The organism is Oenococcus oeni, from assembly GCF_020510245.1.
Classification (GTDB): Bacteria; Bacillota; Bacilli; order Lactobacillales; family Lactobacillaceae; genus Oenococcus; species Oenococcus oeni.
Genome location: NZ_CP084701.1, coordinates 1782533 through 1801241, shown reverse-complemented (window position 1 = coordinate 1801241; position 18709 = coordinate 1782533). Strand labels below are relative to the sequence as shown.

Sequence of the window (18709 nt, the reverse complement as noted above, 5' to 3'; positions counted from 1 at the left end):
CGCTAGGTATCGATTTGGACAATTCTGGTAATTGTCACTATTTTCGGTTTGAGCAGTATGGCTTTAAATGATGCAAGCTGGTACCAGGCAAGAAACGCTTTTGACAGGCATTTCGACGCCCGTCATTATTACGATATACAAGACTATGCCAATAGTTTGGTTGGCACAAAAAAAGCCGAAAAATTAGTTAATGATTGGCAGAAAAAAGCAGCTTACGGCGATACAGAAAAATTCAAAGGAAATTCCCAATCCAACCAATTATTTCTTTATTTAAGTACTATCAATCCCAATTTTAATAATTCCACTAACAGTTATCGAAAAATGATTAAAATTCTTCCAAAAACTTTTGCCGGATTTAAAAAAGAGGTTCTTCAATACTACGGCGATCGGAAGGAATCTTCTGATAGTTCCTTGTCCGCTAGTATATATGTAAGCAACAACAGTGTAACTTCAATTGGAGGATCGAGTGCTAGTAATTACGTTCTTCTTCCGATAACTGCGAAAAGTTCAAAAAACGCCGGGCCCTTTAATAGAGATGGATTTTATGCCCAAGCTTTTAAATTTAATCAGTCGGATGGAATGAGTTCGGTATTATTGATTATCTTAATTGGAGCGATTTTTTTCTTGATTGATCAGACACACTGGATTAACGCATATATGTTGCAGCGTACAAAAAACGGTATTCAGGTTGCCTTGGCAAAAACTTTTTGGTTGTTTTTCCTTCCCTCTGTTTTAGCTATTTTCTGGGCGGTATTCGAATATTTGACAAAAATTCTTTTGATACCCGGTGAATTTATCAAGTTACATTTTTCCTGGCTGCTGCAAAATGAAATCATTGTTTTGGAGTTTGCGACAATTTTAGTCGCGGTTGGTTTGTTAATCGATTCTTTTGTCGGCACTATTTTTGGAAAATTCTACACTTTTTTTGCCGCTTGGTTCAGTGTCCTGCTGGCCTCAGCTATTTTGGCAGAATTTATACGTTTTCTGGCTTACCAATATAAATGGCATTTTCGAATCGACAATGGTCTGAGATCGTTTTTAAGCAAACTTTCAATTTATCCGATTTACTTATTGACGTTTTTCTTTATAATTTCAATTCCATTATTTATTCTGGCCATGTATTTTTATAAACATTATTCACTTGAAAGTGATACGAAATACGTTCGCTTCCCAAAGTTGAAGAAACCCTTCTTTATTTTTGTGGCTTTGTTGGCTTTTTGGGATTTCGCTTTTCCTATGATGCTCAGCTTATTTTCCCCATCGTATTTCTTTTCGATTACAAGCAATTTATCAACAACAATTTGGTGGATGGCCTGGGGTGTCGGCATCACGGCTTTTACCTGGTGGTTGATTTTTGGAAAACGTTTTTGGCTTTTAAAAAAGAGAACCCGCTAGAGATTTATTAATTGATTGAAAACAGGACCGGTAAAAATACCGATTCTGTTTTTTAATTTTTAATTAGAAAAATCTGTCTTGATTTCAAACCAGGCTGAAATTTATACCCTTTTGTCGAATAATTATTATCTCCTTATAAAATTGTTTGATTAAAAATCTATAATTGAAAACATGACAAAAGAAATATATTTGACCGGTGATCGTCCAACCGGAAAACTTCATATTGGACACTATGTCGGCTCTTTGAAAAATCGTGTTGAAATGCAAAACTCCGGTAATTATGATTCCTTTGTCATGATTGCCGATACGCAAGCTTTTACAGACAATGCCCGCGATCCGGAAAAAATTCGTAACAGTCTGACGGAAGTTGCTTTGGATTATTTGGCAGTTGGCCTGGATCCTAAAAAAACAACAATCTTTGTTCAATCACAGATTAAAGGCCTCTTTGAGTTGACTGAGTATTATATGAATTTGGTTTCGGTGGCACGTTTGCAAAGAAACCCGACTGTCAAAGCTGAGATTCAGCAAAAAGGTTTCGGCGAATCTGTTCCGGTCGGATTTTTTACCTATCCGGTCAGCCAAGCGGCTGACATTACCATTTTTCGTGCACAAAAAGTTCCTGCTGGTGATGACCAGGAACCGATGATTGAACAGGCTCGCGAATTGGTCCGTTCTTTTAATTCTGCTTATCATACTGATACACTTGTTGAACCGGAAGGTGTTTTTCCTCCAAACGGGCTTGGCCGAATTCCTGGTATTGACGGCAATGCAAAAATGTCCAAATCTTTAGGCAATGCGATCTATCTGTCCGATGATGAGGATGCCGTTGCTAAAAAAGTCAAGCAAATGTATACCGATCCCAAACATATTCGTGTTGAAGATCCGGGACATGTTGAGGGTAATGTTGTTTTTACCTATTTGGATATTTTTGATCCGGACAAGAAACATGTTGCCGATTTAAAAGATCGATACATGCATGGAGGACTTGGCGATATGAAGCTTAAGAAGCATTTGATTGATGTTCTTGAAAACGAACTCAAACCGATTAGAGAACGGCGGCAAATGTTTGCGCAAGATATTCCGGCTGTTTTGCAAATGCTTAAAAACGGTTCCGATCACGCTAATGAAGTTGCCGAGGCAACAATGACAAAAGTCCGTCGGGCAATCGGCGTAAACTATTTTGATGGCTTGAAATGACTAAATTTTATGAAAAAAACTATCAGGAACGGCTCGCTGAAATTGTCAGTGATCCAAGTTTGGCAAAAAGTTTCCAAGAGCAAGCTGTTTTTGAGCATGAGAAATTAATCGAGAACTATTTAACTGATTTTTCTCTGCCGGTGGGTGTCTTGTACAGACTGCAGGTCGATGGAAAAAAATATGTTGTTCCGATGGCGACAGAAGAGGCCAGCGTTGTTGCTGCGGCAAATAATGGATCGAAATATTTAGGGAATATTCAAACTGTTTATCAGACTCATTCACGTTTTGGACAGATTTTGGTGGTCGGCGATTTTGATCAGATAAATACGGTTTATCAAGCAAATCAAAAGCGGTTCAAAGAAATTGCAGACTCGGCTTACCCCTCAATTGTCAAACGAAACGGTGGTTTGCAGCAAATTCATTTTCGACAGTTGGATGGAAACCATTTTTCTTTTGATCTTTTAATTGATACAAAAGATGCGATGGGAGCAAATATTGTTAATACAATCCTTGAAAGTCTGGCTGACTTTTTACGTGCCAGAAATATTAGCGTGATTGCAGCGATTATTTCTAATTTACCGACGACGAGTATGACAGAATTAAAGGCGACCGTTTCCGGGATCGACCAATCGACGGCTAAAAAAATTGCCGATTTATCACATTTCGGTTTGATTGATCTACATCGGGCAGCGACGGATAATAAGGGCTTTCTCAATGGCGCGTCTTCGGTTGTTTTAGCAACCGGAAACGATTGGCGGGCTTTTGAGGCCGGAGCCCATGCTTATGCCGCAGTTGATGGGAATTATAAATCTTTTACCTCTTGGAAAATAAATTCTAAAAATCAATTGACTGCCAGTGTTAAATTGCCGGTTAGTCTGGGGATTGTCGGTGGAACGATTAATGGCTTAAAAAGCGCCCAAGCTGCTCTTCGCTTGCTTGATGTTAAAACGTCCGGCGAACTCGCGAAAGTCGTTTTAGCAACTGGTTTGGTACAAAATTTCGCCGCTTTAAAAGCTTTGGTTTCGGAGGGTATTCAAAAGGGACACATGAAAATGCAGCATCGCGCTGAAGGAGACGCTCATGCATAAAATCGATAGAAAAATTCCTAATATTATGGGTACGCAGCATCCTGATAATGCAGGCGTCCCTTTTTTTAAAGGCGATCAGAGTAAAAATCCCTTTATTACCGCCTATAAAGAGGTCGACGATGCCTTCAATAATTTTGCTGTTTTGGATACTGATGAATATATGTGGGATTGGGAAGGCAAACACGCCGATGCGGCCGTAATCGATCGTTTGTATTCCGAACATTACGAGTATTTTAAAGGGCATCAACTTGGCCGCGACAAATTTCTGACTTTCCGCCTGCCGAATATCTGGGAAGAAAAAGGATACAGCCTGATGCAGGCAATGACAACAATGCTTTCAGCCGAAGATTTTGCCAGGGATCTGTCTTTTGAACAGCGTCCCTTGTTTGAAGCGATTTTGCCCATGGCGCAGACGTCCGAACAGTTAATCGAAATCGAAGACAAGTTTTCGAAATTAGCTCATTTTAAATCAGATGAATTTACAAGTGGCTCAAACAATACCGATCACATTGAAATGATTCCTTTATTCGAGGGATTTAAAACCCAATTGCATTCGCCAGAGATTTTAAAAGAGTATCTACAATTGTATGAACAGCGCACCGGTCAGTCTCTTCCTTATCTGCGTGTTTTTTTGGCTGGTTCCGATTCGGCTTTAAGTAATGGATTTATGAATTCTATTATTGGCAATAAACTTGCTTTGACTCGTTTGCATGAATTTTCCGATCAAAAGGATTTACCAATTTTTCCGATCGCCGGTACTGGTTCGACGATTTTCCGCGGGGGATTATCACCGAAATGGATTAAACGCTATCTGCAAGAGTTTCCCGGCTTAAAAACAGCAACTGTTCAATCAGCTTTTCGTTACGACTATCCGCTTAAGCAAGTACAATCAGCCATCAAAGAACTTCGTTCGGGCCTTCAAAACAATCAAGCTGTCTCGATGACAGATCGGGAACAAAACGTTTTAATTAATGTCGCCAAGAAATCAGCGGATTGTTATCACGAAACTCTCGATCAGCTGATCAATGATTTACAAAAAATTTTCGATGCTTTTCCAAAACGTCGCGATCGTCGTCAGCACGTTGGCATTCTCGGTTATTCCCGACAGGTCGACGGTTACAAAATGCCTCGGGCAATCACCTTTACCGGTAGTTTATACTCGGTTGGGGTTCCACCGGAATTTATTGGTTTCGGTCTGGCTTTAATGAGCTTGAATGCTGAAGAACTGGCAATATTTACTCGTCATTATCCGAATTTAAGGAATGACTTTACTTTCCTGGCACATTATATTAGCGTGGATGCATTGGAGAGCTTAATTGCTAAAAATCCAGCTTGGTTGGAAGCAAAAAAAGATATTCAGGACCTGCAATCGATTCTTCAATTTGAGATTGGCCCAAGCAATGAAAAAGAAGAAGAACATTCTCGTTTGGCTTCCGACTTGGTTAAGATCTCCGATCCAACAACAAGAACGCTTTTGATTCAAAAACAAGCTGTCTTGAGGAACTTTTTAGGTTAATGCTTACTGATGAAATTCAAAATTTATTTAACAATGCAAAACGTATCGTTTTTATGACCGGGGCTGGCGTTTCAACCGCTTCGGGAATTCCCGATTATCGGAGCAAAGGAGGGCTTTATACAACGAGCGCCTTGGACAGGCCGGAATATTTATTGAGCCACACCTGTTTTCAAAAAGACCCGGAACGGCAATACAAATTCATGAAAGAAAATATGTATTTTCCTGATGCTAAACCAAACGCGATCCATCGGAAAATGGCCGAATTTGTTAAAGCCGGTAAGGCACGCGTTATTACACAAAACGTTGACGGCTTGCATACAAAACTGGACCCTTCAACTATCGAATTTCATGGTTCTTTGTATCGTATTTACGCCCCGGTCGATCAAAAGTCAGCGAATGTCGACGATTATTTGAAGTCGATGTACAGGGCATCGGATCATGCTGTTTTACGCCCCGACATAACTTTTTACGAAGAAATGCCTCAGCATGTTCAAGAAGCAGTTGAGACAGTCTCCAAAGCCGATTTACTTGTTATAGTCGGTACAAGCTTTCAGGTTTATCCTTTTGCCGGTTTGATCGATTATGCACCGGCTGATGCGGATAAAATCGCCATTAACATGGAACGAATTAATACAACTGCCCCCATTCGACAAATCATTGGCGATGCAACAAAATTCTTTTCCGAGTTGATCTCGCATTAGTATTAAGTTATGGATCAGGAGAGTTTTTTTCAGAGGGGTAAATCGAACAATAAATATTGGTTTGGCATTTCAATCAATTTGTTGTTCATTGTTTTTGAAGTTATTTGTGGTGTTTTTGCCGGTTCTTTGGCGCTCGTAACTGATGCGATTCACAATCTGGGGGATGTTCTCGGTTTGGTGATTGCATTCGTGGCGGTTATTTTGATTAAACGCAAACCGACCAAACACCATACCTATGGTTTTTATAACACAACAATTTTGGCAGCTTTTACCAATTCTTTGATTTTGGTCGCCAGTTTGGCAATTGTAATTTGGGAAGCTTTTTTGCGTCTAATGAATCCGGAAGATCATGTTGATGGCTGGATTGTTGTTATCGTGGCCTTAACTGGTGTTGCAATCAATGGCTTGACTGCTTATATTTTCCACAGAGGGTCAAAACGGGACTTAAATGAAAAAGCCAATTATTGGCATTTTTTTGCCGATGCTTTGATTAGTCTTTGCGTTGTTTTTGCTGGTTTTATAATTAATTTTACCAACTGGGTGATCCTTGATCCCCTGGTTTCAATTTTTGCCGCTGTCTTCATTCTTTTTGAGTCATGGCGCGTTCTCTGCCATGCTTTTAGTTTAGTGACGAACGGCGTTCCCGACAATATTAGTGAAAATGAAGTTGAGAAATATCTTTTAAGCTTTCCGGAAATCGAAAAAATCAATGATGTTCATATTTGGGCTTTATCGACTACGGAAGTTGCTATTTCGGCTCATTTACAATGCAATCGACCGGCTGATTACATGAAAATTCTCGACGATGCCACCGATGGTTTGCGAAAGAAATTCGATATCGATCACGTCACTTTGCAATTGGAAACCAGCGATAAAAAGCACAAGGAATCGAAAATATAGATAATTTAGCGAAAAATTGCCTTTTTTAGGCTTTTTTTATTGTATAGTGAGTTTGGTTAGTTTTTATTTATCAGCTACCCACATCCAAGTGGATTGACAGATATGATAAACAGGAAATAGCCAGATTTATTTTGATTAAAAGATTCAAATTTTCTATTAAAAATTTTTTAATAGTTCTTTTTTGATTGATTCTTTTAGAAATGAGAGGTTTTATTTATCATGAGCGAAAATGCTGAAGGCAAAACTCGCAGGAATCATGGCTTGATCCATTATGCGAATGGTCCTTCTTTGGAGGAAATTAACGGCACTGTCAAGGTACCAAAAGGACGTGGTTTTTGGCGAACCCTGTTTGCTTATTCGGGTCCCGGAGCACTTGTAGCGGTTGGATATATGGATCCTGGTAATTGGTCGACTTCTATTACTGGTGGCCAAAATTTTCAATATCTGCTGATGTCAACTATTCTGATTTCAAGCCTGATTGCAATGCTTCTGCAATATATGGCCGCGAAGTTGGGAATTGTTTCTCAAATGGATTTGGCCCAGGCAATTCGTGCTCGGACTAGCAAATCACTGGGAATTGTACTCTGGATTATGACTGAATTGGCAATTATGGCGACCGATATCGCCGAAGTCATCGGGGCTGCGATCGCCTTGTATTTGTTGTTCCATATTCCATTAGTTATTGCGGTTTTCATAACAGTTTTCGATGTTCTTTTACTTTTATTGTTGACGAAAATCGGTTTTCGAAAGATTGAAGCAATCGTGGTGGCTTTGATTCTTGTAATTCTATTTGTATTTGTTTATCAGGTGGCTCTCTCCGATCCTAATTGGAGTGGGGTCATTGCGGGACTTGTCCCAAGCGCAAAAGCATTTGCAACTTCGCCGCATATTGGTGGGCAGACACCGTTAACCGGTTCCTTGGGAATTATTGGTGCAACCGTTATGCCCCATAATTTATACTTGCATTCGGCTATTTCGCAGACCCGTAAGATTGATCACAATGATGAGGAAGATGTTGCCCGGACAGTTCGTTTTTCCAGCTGGGATTCAAATATCCAACTGACGGCCGCTTTTTTTGTTAATGCACTGCTTTTAATCATGGGTGTTGCTGTCTTTAAATCCGGAGCTGTTAAAGATCCTTCCTTTTTCGGTTTGTTTGAGGCCTTGTCCGATACATCGACTTTAAGTAATGGCATTTTAATCAGTGTTGCAAAAACCGGTATTTTATCTACTTTGTTTGCCGTCGCTCTGCTTGCTTCCGGGCAAAATTCGACAATTACCGGAACTTTAACCGGCCAGGTTATTATGGAAGGCTTTGTTCATATGAAAATGCCCTTATGGTTGCGTCGTTTGGTAACCCGTTTGATTTCTGTTATTCCGGTTTTGATTTGTGTCTCGATGACTAGTGGACAAAGTGCTATCAATGAGCACGAAGCTTTAAATACTTTAATGAACAATTCGCAGGTCTTTTTAGCTTTTGCATTGCCGTTTTCAATGCTGCCCCTTTTAATGTTTACGGATAGTGATATTGAAATGGGAAGGCGTTTTAAAAACACAATGTGGGTTAAAGTCCTTGGCTGGATTTCAGTTCTTAGCCTGACTTTACTAAATTTGATCAATCTGCCTGGAGCTAATGGACAGATTGCTGCCTTCTTTGGTGACAATGCCACTAAATCTCAGTTATTTTTGGCTAACATCATTGCTTATGCTTTGATTGTTGCGATTATAGCTTTGTTGGTTTGGACGATTGTCGAAATATTAAAAGGCAATAAACGTTATCAACTAGAAAATCATTCGGTTGTCGGTGTCGAAGATTAAGAGATTTTTGAAAAACTTGAGAATCGTGATTTTATTTTTACTAGGCGGATACAAAAAGATATAAAACTGAATAAAAATTACTTAAGAAAGGTATTAGAATGTCTGAAAAACCAATAGATAAAGTTTTTAATAGGATTCTCGTGGGGGTCGATGATTCAGCCGATGCGCAGTTAGCCTTTCGATACGCAGTCAGGAGAGCTGTTAAAGACAATGCGACTTTAATCATTACTTCTATTTTGGAGAATGATGAAATGAATGTCTATCAAGCTTTGACGAAAGATTATGTCCACGGAGAACGTTATGAATTGGTCGAACATTTAAAAAAATACCGGGATATAGCCGCCAAAGCCGGTGTAAAGGATATTAAGGAAATCGTTGATGAAGGCAATGCTGGAGAAACAATCGTTAAAAATGTTATTCCGGCGGTGAAAGCCGATCTCTTGATTATTGGCTCACTTTCAAAAAAGGGAATTAGTAAATATTTTGGTTCACAAGCTGCTTATATGGCTAAATATGCGCCAATTTCTGTCTTAATTATCCGATAAGATTCAAAATAGAGATTAAGTTTTTAAAATAAAATGGATGCTCAATCCATTTTTATTTATATGGAGAGAAATATGAATTTAGCTGAGAAGATAAATGTTGTCCGGGCGAGTGTGATGGGGGCAAATGATGGCATCATTTCAGTAGCTGGGATTGTTTTGGGTGTCTTTGCCGCGACTCAGGGTCGTACTAATGATAATTGGGTAATTTTTGTTGCCGGATTTTCCGGGACAATTGCCGGCATGATTTCGATGGCAGCTGGAGAATATGTCTCTGTACATGGGCAACGTGATGCCGAAAATGCTGCGATTGAAAAAGAAGAAATTGCTAATCAGGAATCTTTTAATCAACAAATTTCTTTGGTAAAAGATTTTTTAATTAAAGACGACATTTCAAAAGAACTCGCTCAAAGGGCTGCCAGCGAAATGATGAAGACCAAGCCGATTGAAACAGCTGTCCGCGTTAAACACGGATTTAATATTAGCGATAAAATAAATCCTTATCATGCCGCTTTGGCTTCTTTTATTAGTTTCCCGATTGGTGCTACCCTGCCAATGTTGGCAATTTTAATGGTTAACCGTTCTTATAAGGTTGCTTCGACCTATTTTGGGGTACTGCTTGCCTTGATAATTACTGGATATCTGGCTGCTCGGATTGGCAACAATGACCGAAAAAAAGGTATTACTAGAAATGTCCTTTCCGGTTTATTTACAATGACAGCTACATACTTAATTGGAAGGTTGCTGCATAAATGAAAAATTCCAAAAACAAGCAGACTTTAGAGCAGCGTTTAAACAAGATTAGAGCTGGTGTCCTTGGTTCCAATGATGGGATTCTAACGGTTGTCGGCGTTCTATTTTCAACGGCTGCAGCAACGAGTAATAATTTTTTAATTCTGGTTGCAGGCTTTTCCGATTTGTTATCCTGCGCTTTTTCGATGGCAGCTGGAGAATATGCCTCCGTCTCTGCGCAACGCGAGATCGAAAGAGCTGTTATTAAAATTGAACAAAGGAAAATTGATCGTGACAAAAATTATGCACGTAAAACGATCGCTAGAAACTACATCAGTTGGGGAGTTAACAGAGAAACTGCATATTTTATTGCTGATGAATTGATTCAAAAACATGAGATTGAGTCGCTTGTTTCCGCTAAATATACTTTAAAAATCGGCGAGTATGTAAATCCATGGGGGGCGGCTTTTAGCTCTTTGATTAGTGCTGCTTTGGGTGGTTTGTTTCCACTACTGGCAATGCTTTTATTGCCGGGCCATCTCAAATTTGCCGGAACAATCGTTGCAACGACTTTTGCTGTTGCTCTTACTGGAAGTTTGGCAGCCAAACTTGGCGAGTTTCATTTGCGGCCGGCAATTATTCGAAATATTGTGATCGGACTGATAACTGTTGCAATTCACTACTATATTGGAAAACTTTTTTGATTCTCAGGAGTGCTTATACGATAATTTAACTTGGGAAGTATTATAGGTTCAATAACCTATAATAAATAATTTCACGGTTTTTAATGATGCTGGGCTTTTGTTTCAGCAGATTTATGGCCTTTGGGTTATTACCAGATTTAAATTAAATTTGGTATTTCTTAATTTGTAAGGGGACGTTGAGCACTTATGGTTAGCAAATTCAAGCCAAAACAATTCAAACATGTTCTTGCCGCTGTTGATGACTCGCCTCAGGGTCAATCTGCGTTGAGTTTTGCAATTCATCAAGCTAAGGAAGATCATGCAAAATTAACAATCCTATCTGTCCTTGAAGAGGATGAACTGCCGGTGACAACGCGTTTGGACGCTAATGAAATGAGTCTGCTTCAAGATAGAATCGATAAAGCGTTAATGGATTACCAACAGATAGCCAAAAATTTTGGTTTAAAAAATGATCGAGTAGAAAAAATGTTCGCTCAAGGGGACAATGCCGGTGAAACAGTTGTCAAAGATGTTTTACCACATACTGATATCGATTTGGTCGTTGTTGGGGCACATTCAAGAACCGGATGGTCAAGCCATTTAGGCTCTCAAGCGAGTTACATTGCAAAGACCGCTCCTGTATCAGTGACAATAATTCGTGATAAAAAAATATCGGAAGATGAAGAAAAAATCGGTTTCTTGAATCGACAATAATTATTTACTCGTAATTTTAATAGGTTTTTTTGTATTTTAGGTAAAGTTGATTAATTTCCGGATTGCTAAGCATTTCTCTCGGGAAAAAGAAGCGTCGGTCGATTGATTCCTTTCCATTGATTGCTTCGACCAATGGACTCAATTTTGAAAGTTCGACCTGTTGACCATCGGGATAAACAAATTTAATTCCCTCTTCGCCGGTTTTTGGCGAATAACTCTCATAAGGAAGATCGGTTGCGTCATTCTCACCAGTATAATATTTCGGATCGAATCCACGATCTTTGATCTTCTTTCTAAGACTTGGAATGAGGTCTTTTGTTTTCTCATTGAGAACAATTGATTTGAGGGGTTTACGATCTAAGAATCTTTTGGACAAATCGGCCAGAATTTTATCATCGACTTTTTGCCAGATATTAAAGGCGGTATTAAAAACCGAATCATCCAAAGAAATGTAGTCTTGAATGTCTATTTTGTTTTTCAAAGCAAAAATCGGTCTAATAATAGGGAAGAAAATAGGATTATCCGGATCTTTATCAAATATATCCTGTGCCCGAATCAGAAGATTTTCCAAAACGACTTCCATTCCGCGTGAGACAGGGTGGAAATAAACCTGCAAATACATTTGATAACGGGAAATTACATAATCCTCAATCGAATGGACACCGGCGATATCAAAAGCGAAACCGTCTTTAATCGGCCGCATTAAGCGAAGAATTCTTTCGATATCATATCGACCGTATTCCGCGCCGGTATAATAAGCGTCTCTTAACAAATAATCCATTCGATCGGCATCCAGTTGCGAACTAATCAGTTGAACAACTCTTTTATCCGGATAGCTTTTTCCAATTACCGCTGCAACTCGCTCTGGAAAATCATTTGAAACAGTTTTCAAAATAGCATTCACTTCGGTGCTCGGATCGACAATAATTTTTTGAGTGAACTGTTCGTGGACAGTATCAAACAAATGCTCGAAAGTATGGGAATAAGCTCCATGGCCGACATCGTGAAGCAGAGCGGCAGCTTGAACCAATAAATCATTTTCATGATCCCAGTGTCTTTCATTAGCAAATTTTTCGTTGTCGTCAAGGGCTTGGATCATTCGTCGAGATATTTCATAAACACCCAGTGAATGTTGGAAACGTGATTGTTCCCCACCGTGAAAAACTGAATTGGCTACTCCAAGATGTTTAATCCGACGCAGACGCTGCATCTCGTGCGAATTAATTAAATCCAGAATAATCGAATCATCAACATGAATAAAACCAAGAATTGGATCTCGGAAGACTTTTTCAGAATTAAGAGTTGTCATTAATTAAATTTTAGACTATTATTGAACAACTGTATAATTTTAATGATGAGAGACAGTTTTAAATCGGCTATTAATATCAAAATTGCTTCGAAAATTGATCAAGCCGGCGAACAGCAGACAGTTAATCAAGCGGTTCAAGGGGACTTGCTTTTAAACGAAGATCATTCTTATACAATTCTTTATAAAATGGAAAATCATCTTATACGCTTGGAAGTTGCCCCAGAAAAAACCCGAGTTGTCTATTTTGGTCATGGCGGTAGAACGGTACTTGTATATGATGAAAAAATCGACCTGGCTGAATCAAAATACGCCTCTGATCAGGGAATTATAGATATGCTTGTTAAAACGGAGAATGTTGATTTCGATCAAGTCGATGCGACCGGTTCCTTACATATAGAGTATGAATTGTTTCAGGATAAGGATTCTTTAGGAAAATTCGATTTAACCTTGCAATTTTCACCAACGGTTAGTAAGATAGATTAGCATCCTAGACAGGAAAAGGAATATAGATGGTACTAAAAGATAACACAAAAGAACAAATTGCGGAATTTAGCAACATTGAATTAGCTCGTGAGATATTAAACGAAAAGCGCAAACAGACAAAATTCGTTGATTTGTTGGCTGCTCTTGAAAAGGTTCGCGGTGAAAAATTCGACGAACAAACAATTGTTCAGATTTATACAGATTTAAATGCTGATGGATCTTTTATCAGCATGGGTGAAAATGAATGGGCTTTGCGTTCTTGGTTTGCCATTGATTCAATTAACGAGTCGATTCATGAAGATCTCGATGAAGAAGACGAAAAGCCAAAGAAGAAACGCGGCAAGAAAGCTGCTGCAGTCGAAGACGATGTGATTGGTATCGACGATAGCGATGATGATGACGACGATGTGATCGATACTGATGATGACGAAGACTCTGACGATAGCGATGATGATGACGAAGACGATACCGATAGTTCAAATTCAAATGATTCTTCAGCTGGAAGCGATAGCGATGAAGGCGAAATTAAATTAAATACAAACGATGAAAGCCTTGATGTCCTGAAAGATAAAAATGATCTTGACGATTTGAGTGATGGAGACCAAGAGGTTTAATCAGATATCTTTAATTCCACTGATTTCAGTGGGATTTTTAAATTGGAAGACATTTTCAGCTTTCGTTTTCTGAATTCTTATTTTCAAGAAAGAGAGCTTGACGATTGTCAAACATACCTGTAATGTGAATAAGGGCGCTCTAATCGATAGAGCCAAGCTCCTAACCTAATAAGTCGGGAGTTTTTTTTATTTTATGACAGACAAGAAACAAACTAAATATATTTTTGTGACTGGTGGGGTTGTTTCTTCGCTTGGAAAAGGCATTGTTGCAGCAAGTCTCGGCCGTTTGCTCAAGTCTCGGGGACTGGCAGTGACCGTTCAAAAATTCGATCCTTATTTGAATCCGGATCCAGGTACGATGTCGCCTTATCAGCATGGTGAAACTTTTGTGACCCAGGATGGCGTTGAAACTGATCTTGATCTTGGCCATTATGAACGTTTCATGGATATTAATACCAATAAGTATTCTAATGTTACTTCGGGAAAGATTTATCAAGAGGTAATTGATCGTGAACGAACCGGTGACTATATGGGTAGGACAGTGCAAGTTATTCCTCATGTGACCGATGCCATCAAGGACAAGATTTTTCGCGGTGCAAAAGAATCCGAAGCCGATGTAATTATTACGGAAATTGGGGGAACGATCGGTGATATCGAATCGATGGCATTTATTGAAGCGATTCGGCAAATGAAAAAAGAAGTTGGATCGGACAATACTTTTTACATTCACGTTTCACTCGTACCTTTTTTGCGGGCAGCCGGTGAATTAAAAACAAAACCAACCCAACATTCCGTTCATGAATTGCGTGGAATGGGAATTCAGCCGGACATGATTGTTGTTCGTTCCGAAAAAGCGATTACCGATAGTATGAAAGAAAAACTTTCTGAATTTACCGATGTCCCAACCGAGGCAATCATTCAGTCGATTGATTCGGATGTTTTATATTCGGTTGCTTTGAATTTAGCCGCCCAAAACATGGATCAGGTTGTTTTGGAAAAATTAGGCCTTGGTAGCCAACCAAAAGCCAATCTTTCTCAATGGGGGGCTTTGGTTGACCGAATTCGTCATTTATCTAAAGAAATTAAGATTGCTTTGGTAGGGAAATATACTGATTTGCCGGATGCTTATATTTCGGTTCATGAAGCTTTAAAGCATGCCGGTTATGCGGTTGATTCCAAAATTACTTTGAAAAGTATTAATTCCGAGATGCTGACAGATAATAATGTTGCCGAAAAATTGGCAGGAATCGATGGTGTCATTGTTCCAGGCGGTTTCGGGCCGCGTGGGATTGAAGGTATGATTTCAGCGATTAAATATGCTCGTGAAAACAATATTCCCTTTTTTGGTGTTTGCCTGGGGATGCAGATGGCCTCTGTCGAATTTGCCCGCGATGCTGTCGGGATGTCGAATGCCAATTCGACAGAAATGAATCCTGATACTCCTTATCCGGTAGTTGGATTAATGGATTCACAAAAGAAAATCACAAAAATCGGTGGCACGATGCGATTGGGTTCCTACCCGGCAATATTGAAAGCCGGCACTAAGACGGCCGAAGCTTACAATAACGTTTCAGAAATTTCCGAGCGCCATCGTCACCGTTATGAATTTAATAACGATTATCGCGAACAGTTTGAAAAAGCAGGAATGGTTTTCGCCGGTACTTCTCCGGACAACTCTCTGGTAGAAATTATTGAATATCCTCAAAATGATTTCTTCATTGCTGTTCAGTACCATCCGGAATTTTTAAGCCGTCCCGACCGTCCAGAGGGACTTTATGCCGCTTTTATTCAAGCGGCTCTTGCATACGAGGAGAAGCTAAAAGACTGAAATCTAAAGGAATATAAGTTAGAATTAAGAGTAATGACCAAAATCTTAATCAATGGCGGAAAACGCCTGCATGGTGAAGTTACGATCGGTGGAGCAAAGAACTCTACTGTTGCTTTGATTCCGGCTTCAATTCTTGCAGAAACCCCGGTTCGTTTCGACACGGTTCCAGCAATTTTGGATGTTAAGAATCTACAGTTAATTCTTCGATCAATGAATGTTTCTTCTAATTTTGAAAACGGCTTTTTAGAAATTGATCCGACACATATAGTTGACGCCCCTCTGCCAAAAGATGCAATAAAATCTTTGCGAGCATCCTATTATTTCATGGGTGCCTTATTGGGAAAATTTGGCAAGGCAACTGTCACTTTCCCTGGTGGCGACAACATCGGTCCACGACCGATCGACCAGCATATTAAAGGCTTTAAGGCACTCGGTGCCATGGTCCGCGAAGAAAATGATACGATTTATATTACAACCGGCCCCGAAGGACTTCACGGCGCCGAGATTTTTTTTGATAAGGTTTCTGTCGGCGCAACCATGAATTTAATTATGGCTTCTGTTCGGGCTAAGGGTTTGACAATATTGGAAAATGTTGCTCGTGAACCGGAAATTATTGATTTAGCGACTTTTTTGAATAATATGGGTGCAAATATTCGTGGAGCCGGAACTGATACGATTCGAATTACCGGAGTTCCGGTTTTACGTTCATCGGCTGTTCATGCGATTATTCCCGATCGAATCGAAGCTGGTACTTATATCACGGCAGCAGCGGCAATCGGAGATGGCGTAACAGTCAAAAATGTTATCCCGGAGCATTTGGAGTCATTTACTTCTAAGCTGATTGAAATGGGTGTCCATCTTCGAATCTCCGAAGATGAAATTTATGTGCCGGCGACCAGCCATTTAAAGCCTGTGACGATTACAACGGCTCCTTTTCCTGGATTTGCAACCGATTTGCAGCAACCGATTAGTCCACTACTGATGAAAGCAGATGGTGTTTCGACAATTGTTGACACGATCTATCCTCAGCGGATTCGTCATATTGTTGAACTGCGTCGAATGGGTGGCGATATTTCTTCTTTGGAGGGTGGCGTTATTCAGGTTAACGAATCACCAAGATTGGTCGGGACTGATGTCCAAGCTGCCGAGATCCGCGCTGGTGCTGCTTTGGTGATTGCTGGCTTGATGGCTGACGGACAGACTATTATTGATCATGCCGAACATATTTTAAGAGGCTATGAACAAATTCAACAAAAATTAACCGGACTTGGAGCCTCGGTCTCGGTTTTAGGAGTTGACATACCCAGTTTGATGCCTTGAAAGTTTTTAACTGGCTTGAAAAGGTTGGCTTGAGCTGTTATTATATTAAAGTTACTACTGACTCTTTGACTTCAGGTTAAAGGGCACTAAGGAGAAAAATATGAAAGCAGATATTCATCCAGATTATCGCCAGGTTGTTTTCGTTGATTCAACAACTGGTGCTAAATTCTTATCAGGTTCAACCGCTAAAGCTCAAGGCGAGGTTGAATACGAAGGCCAGACTTATCCAATGGTTCGTGTTGAAGTTACCTCGGATTCACATCCTTTCTATACTGGCAAGCAGAAAATCAATCAGGCCGATGGTGCTGTTGATAAGTTCAACAAAAAGTATGGACTTAACTAGTACTGATAGTTTAAGTCGCTATGCGGCTTTTTTTATATGCTGAAATATACAAGGAGATTAATATGAAGAATCAATTTTCAAAAACATCGTGTACAACTATTTTGGTAGGTAAAAAGGCTAGTTATGACGGGTCGACAATCGTTGCAAGGACGGAAGATTCCGGCGACGGCACTTTTGAAGCAAAAAAGTTTATTGTCGTTAGCCCGAAAGAACAGCCGAAACATTATGTTTCCAAGATTTCAAAAGTTGAAATCGATTTGCCAGACAACCCGCTTAGATATACATCTGTCCCAAATGCTGATTTAACAGAAGGAATCTGGGGCGAAGCCGGAATTAATTCGGAAAACGCAGCCATGAGCGCGACTGAAACAATCACGACAAATGAACGTGTTTTGGCTGCTGACCCAATGGTTACTGATGGAATCGGCGAGGAAGATTTTCTAACAATCGTTCTTCCTTATATTCATTCTGCTAAAGAAGGAGTTAAGCGACTTGGTTCTCTGCTTGAACAATTCGGGACTTATGAACAGAACGGTGTTGCTTTTTCCGACGCTGATGAGATCTGGTTCTTAGAAACAATTGGTGGCCATCATTGGGTTGCTCAACGCGTTCCGGATGATTCCTATGTTACTGTTCCTAATCAGCTTGGAATTCAAGAGATCAATTTCGACGACAGTGATAACTTCGTTTATTCTGCTGATTTAAAAGATTTTATTCGGGACAATCATTTGAATTTGTCCTTCGACGGTAAGGTTAACAGTCGTTTGACTTTTGGTTCGCACGCTGATATAGATCACCATTACAATACCCCCCGTGCTTGGTTTATGCAGAAGTTTTTGACGCCGAGTGTTGAACAAGATCCCATGAGTGATACGATTCCGTTTTCGCAAAAACCCTTTAGAAAAGTCACGATCGAAGATATTAAATATGTTTTGTCCGGTCATTACCAAGATACTGTCTACGATCCATATGGTACAAGTGGGACTGAGGCCGAGAAGCATATGTTCCGTCCCATTGGGATCAACCGAACGAGTGAATTGTCGGTTTTGCAAATTCGACCGAATAAGCCAAAGGGTAATCAAGCTGTTCAATGGATTGCCTTTGGTTCAATGCCTTTCAACACGCTGGTACCTTTTTATACAAATGTCGAAGACACGCCAAGTTATTTAAGAGATACGACAAATCGAGTAAGTTCTGAGAATTATTACTGGATTAATCGAATCATCGCTGCTTTGGCCGATCCCCATTATCGTGATGTGGTTGCTTATTTTGAACGTTACCAACAAAAAACCATCGCTCTTGGTCATAAAAATTTACTGTCCGCCGATAAGTTGGCCGCCGGTAAGAGTGGCCAGGAATTAACCGCTACTTTAGAAGCAGCCAATAAAAAAATTACCGATCAGATTAAAAAAGAAACCGAAGACCTCCTGGATCAGGTTCTCTTCACTGTTTCCAATTTAATGAACAATAAATTCGCTCGAAGCGATAATTAATAATTTAATTACTTGCTTTATTCATAGTAAAAT

At 39.7% G+C, this 18709-nt stretch carries 18 protein-coding genes; 17 read left to right on the top strand and 1 reads right to left on the bottom strand.

From position 1 onward, the window contains the following. Positions 1-57 precede the first annotated feature (57 nt). The 11 genes from J3U91_RS09295 to J3U91_RS09245 all read left to right on the top strand — a co-directional run bounded on the left by J3U91_RS09295 (position 58) and on the right by J3U91_RS09245 (position 11286). On the top strand, positions 58-1395 hold the full coding sequence (locus tag J3U91_RS09295) for a hypothetical protein (protein ID WP_002819667.1): 1338 nt from the start codon (positions 58-60) through the stop codon (positions 1393-1395). A 171-nt stretch (positions 1396-1566) separates the two neighbouring features. Continuing rightward, the gene (gene trpS, locus J3U91_RS09290; RefSeq protein WP_002817733.1) at positions 1567-2592 is read left to right on the top strand and encodes a tryptophan--tRNA ligase; all 1026 of its coding nucleotides are present in this window, start codon (positions 1567-1569) and stop codon (positions 2590-2592) included. Further along, positions 2589-3680, top strand: a complete 1092-nt coding sequence (locus J3U91_RS09285; protein WP_002819666.1) for a hydroxymethylglutaryl-CoA reductase, degradative — start codon at positions 2589-2591, stop codon at positions 3678-3680. Before trpS ends, J3U91_RS09285 begins: the two co-directional genes overlap by 4 nt. After that, entirely contained in the window at positions 3673-5196 is a 1524-nt protein-coding gene (ppcA, locus tag J3U91_RS09280) for a phosphoenolpyruvate carboxylase (protein WP_002819665.1), read from the top strand. Before J3U91_RS09285 ends, ppcA begins: the two co-directional genes overlap by 8 nt. Further along, positions 5196-5897 carry an NAD-dependent protein deacylase gene (locus tag J3U91_RS09275; RefSeq protein WP_002819664.1) on the top strand — a complete coding sequence of 234 codons (702 nt, stop codon included), beginning with the start codon at positions 5196-5198 and terminating at the stop codon, positions 5895-5897. Before ppcA ends, J3U91_RS09275 begins: the two co-directional genes overlap by 1 nt. A gap of 9 nt (positions 5898-5906) precedes the next feature. Continuing rightward, on the top strand, positions 5907-6797 hold the full coding sequence (locus tag J3U91_RS09270) for a cation diffusion facilitator family transporter (protein ID WP_002819663.1): 891 nt from the start codon (positions 5907-5909) through the stop codon (positions 6795-6797). Between the two features lie 219 nt (positions 6798-7016). Continuing rightward, on the top strand, positions 7017-8615 hold the full coding sequence (locus J3U91_RS09265; protein WP_002817728.1) for an Nramp family divalent metal transporter: 1599 nt from the start codon (positions 7017-7019) through the stop codon (positions 8613-8615). A 98-nt stretch (positions 8616-8713) separates the two neighbouring features. Further along, complete coding sequence (locus J3U91_RS09260) at positions 8714-9160, top strand: universal stress protein (protein ID WP_002820331.1); 447 nt, start codon at positions 8714-8716, stop codon at positions 9158-9160. Positions 9161-9232: 72 nt separating this feature from the next. After that, a complete protein-coding gene (locus J3U91_RS09255) occupies positions 9233-9913 on the top strand; it encodes a VIT1/CCC1 transporter family protein (RefSeq protein ID WP_002818299.1) in 681 nt (226 codons plus the stop codon). Next, positions 9910-10593, top strand: a complete 684-nt coding sequence (locus J3U91_RS09250) for a VIT1/CCC1 transporter family protein (protein ID WP_002818298.1) — start codon at positions 9910-9912, stop codon at positions 10591-10593. The genes J3U91_RS09255 and J3U91_RS09250 overlap by 4 nt, the downstream gene beginning before the upstream one ends. A gap of 186 nt (positions 10594-10779) precedes the next feature. Next, a complete protein-coding gene (locus J3U91_RS09245; RefSeq protein ID WP_002819661.1) occupies positions 10780-11286 on the top strand; it encodes a universal stress protein in 507 nt (168 codons plus the stop codon). 16 nt (positions 11287-11302) lie between these two features. On the opposite strand, the gene J3U91_RS09240 is transcribed toward J3U91_RS09245, so the two are convergent. Next, positions 11303-12595, bottom strand: a complete 1293-nt coding sequence (locus tag J3U91_RS09240) for an HD domain-containing protein (RefSeq protein WP_002819659.1) — start codon at positions 12593-12595, stop codon at positions 11303-11305. Between the two features lie 42 nt (positions 12596-12637). Between J3U91_RS09240 and J3U91_RS09235 the strand changes: the two genes are divergently transcribed. The 6 genes from J3U91_RS09235 to J3U91_RS09210 all read left to right on the top strand — a co-directional run bounded on the left by J3U91_RS09235 (position 12638) and on the right by J3U91_RS09210 (position 18676). Next, positions 12638-13078: a YwiB family protein gene (locus J3U91_RS09235; RefSeq protein WP_002819658.1), complete on the top strand. Its 441-nt coding sequence runs from the start codon at positions 12638-12640 to the stop codon at positions 13076-13078. Positions 13079-13104: 26 nt separating this feature from the next. Continuing rightward, positions 13105-13692, top strand: coding sequence for a DNA-directed RNA polymerase subunit delta (rpoE, locus tag J3U91_RS09230; RefSeq protein ID WP_002817721.1), 588 nt, complete (start codon positions 13105-13107; stop codon positions 13690-13692). A gap of 193 nt (positions 13693-13885) precedes the next feature. Then, complete coding sequence (locus J3U91_RS09225; protein ID WP_002819657.1) at positions 13886-15520, top strand: CTP synthase; 1635 nt, start codon at positions 13886-13888, stop codon at positions 15518-15520. A 33-nt stretch (positions 15521-15553) separates the two neighbouring features. Next, a complete protein-coding gene (locus tag J3U91_RS09220; protein WP_002819656.1) occupies positions 15554-16840 on the top strand; it encodes a UDP-N-acetylglucosamine 1-carboxyvinyltransferase in 1287 nt (428 codons plus the stop codon). Between the two features lie 100 nt (positions 16841-16940). Next, a complete protein-coding gene (locus J3U91_RS09215) occupies positions 16941-17183 on the top strand; it encodes a type B 50S ribosomal protein L31 (RefSeq protein ID WP_002819655.1) in 243 nt (80 codons plus the stop codon). A gap of 62 nt (positions 17184-17245) precedes the next feature. Further along, positions 17246-18676 carry a C69 family dipeptidase gene (locus tag J3U91_RS09210; protein ID WP_002819653.1) on the top strand — a complete coding sequence of 477 codons (1431 nt, stop codon included), beginning with the start codon at positions 17246-17248 and terminating at the stop codon, positions 18674-18676. The last annotated feature ends 33 nt before the right edge of the window (positions 18677-18709 follow it).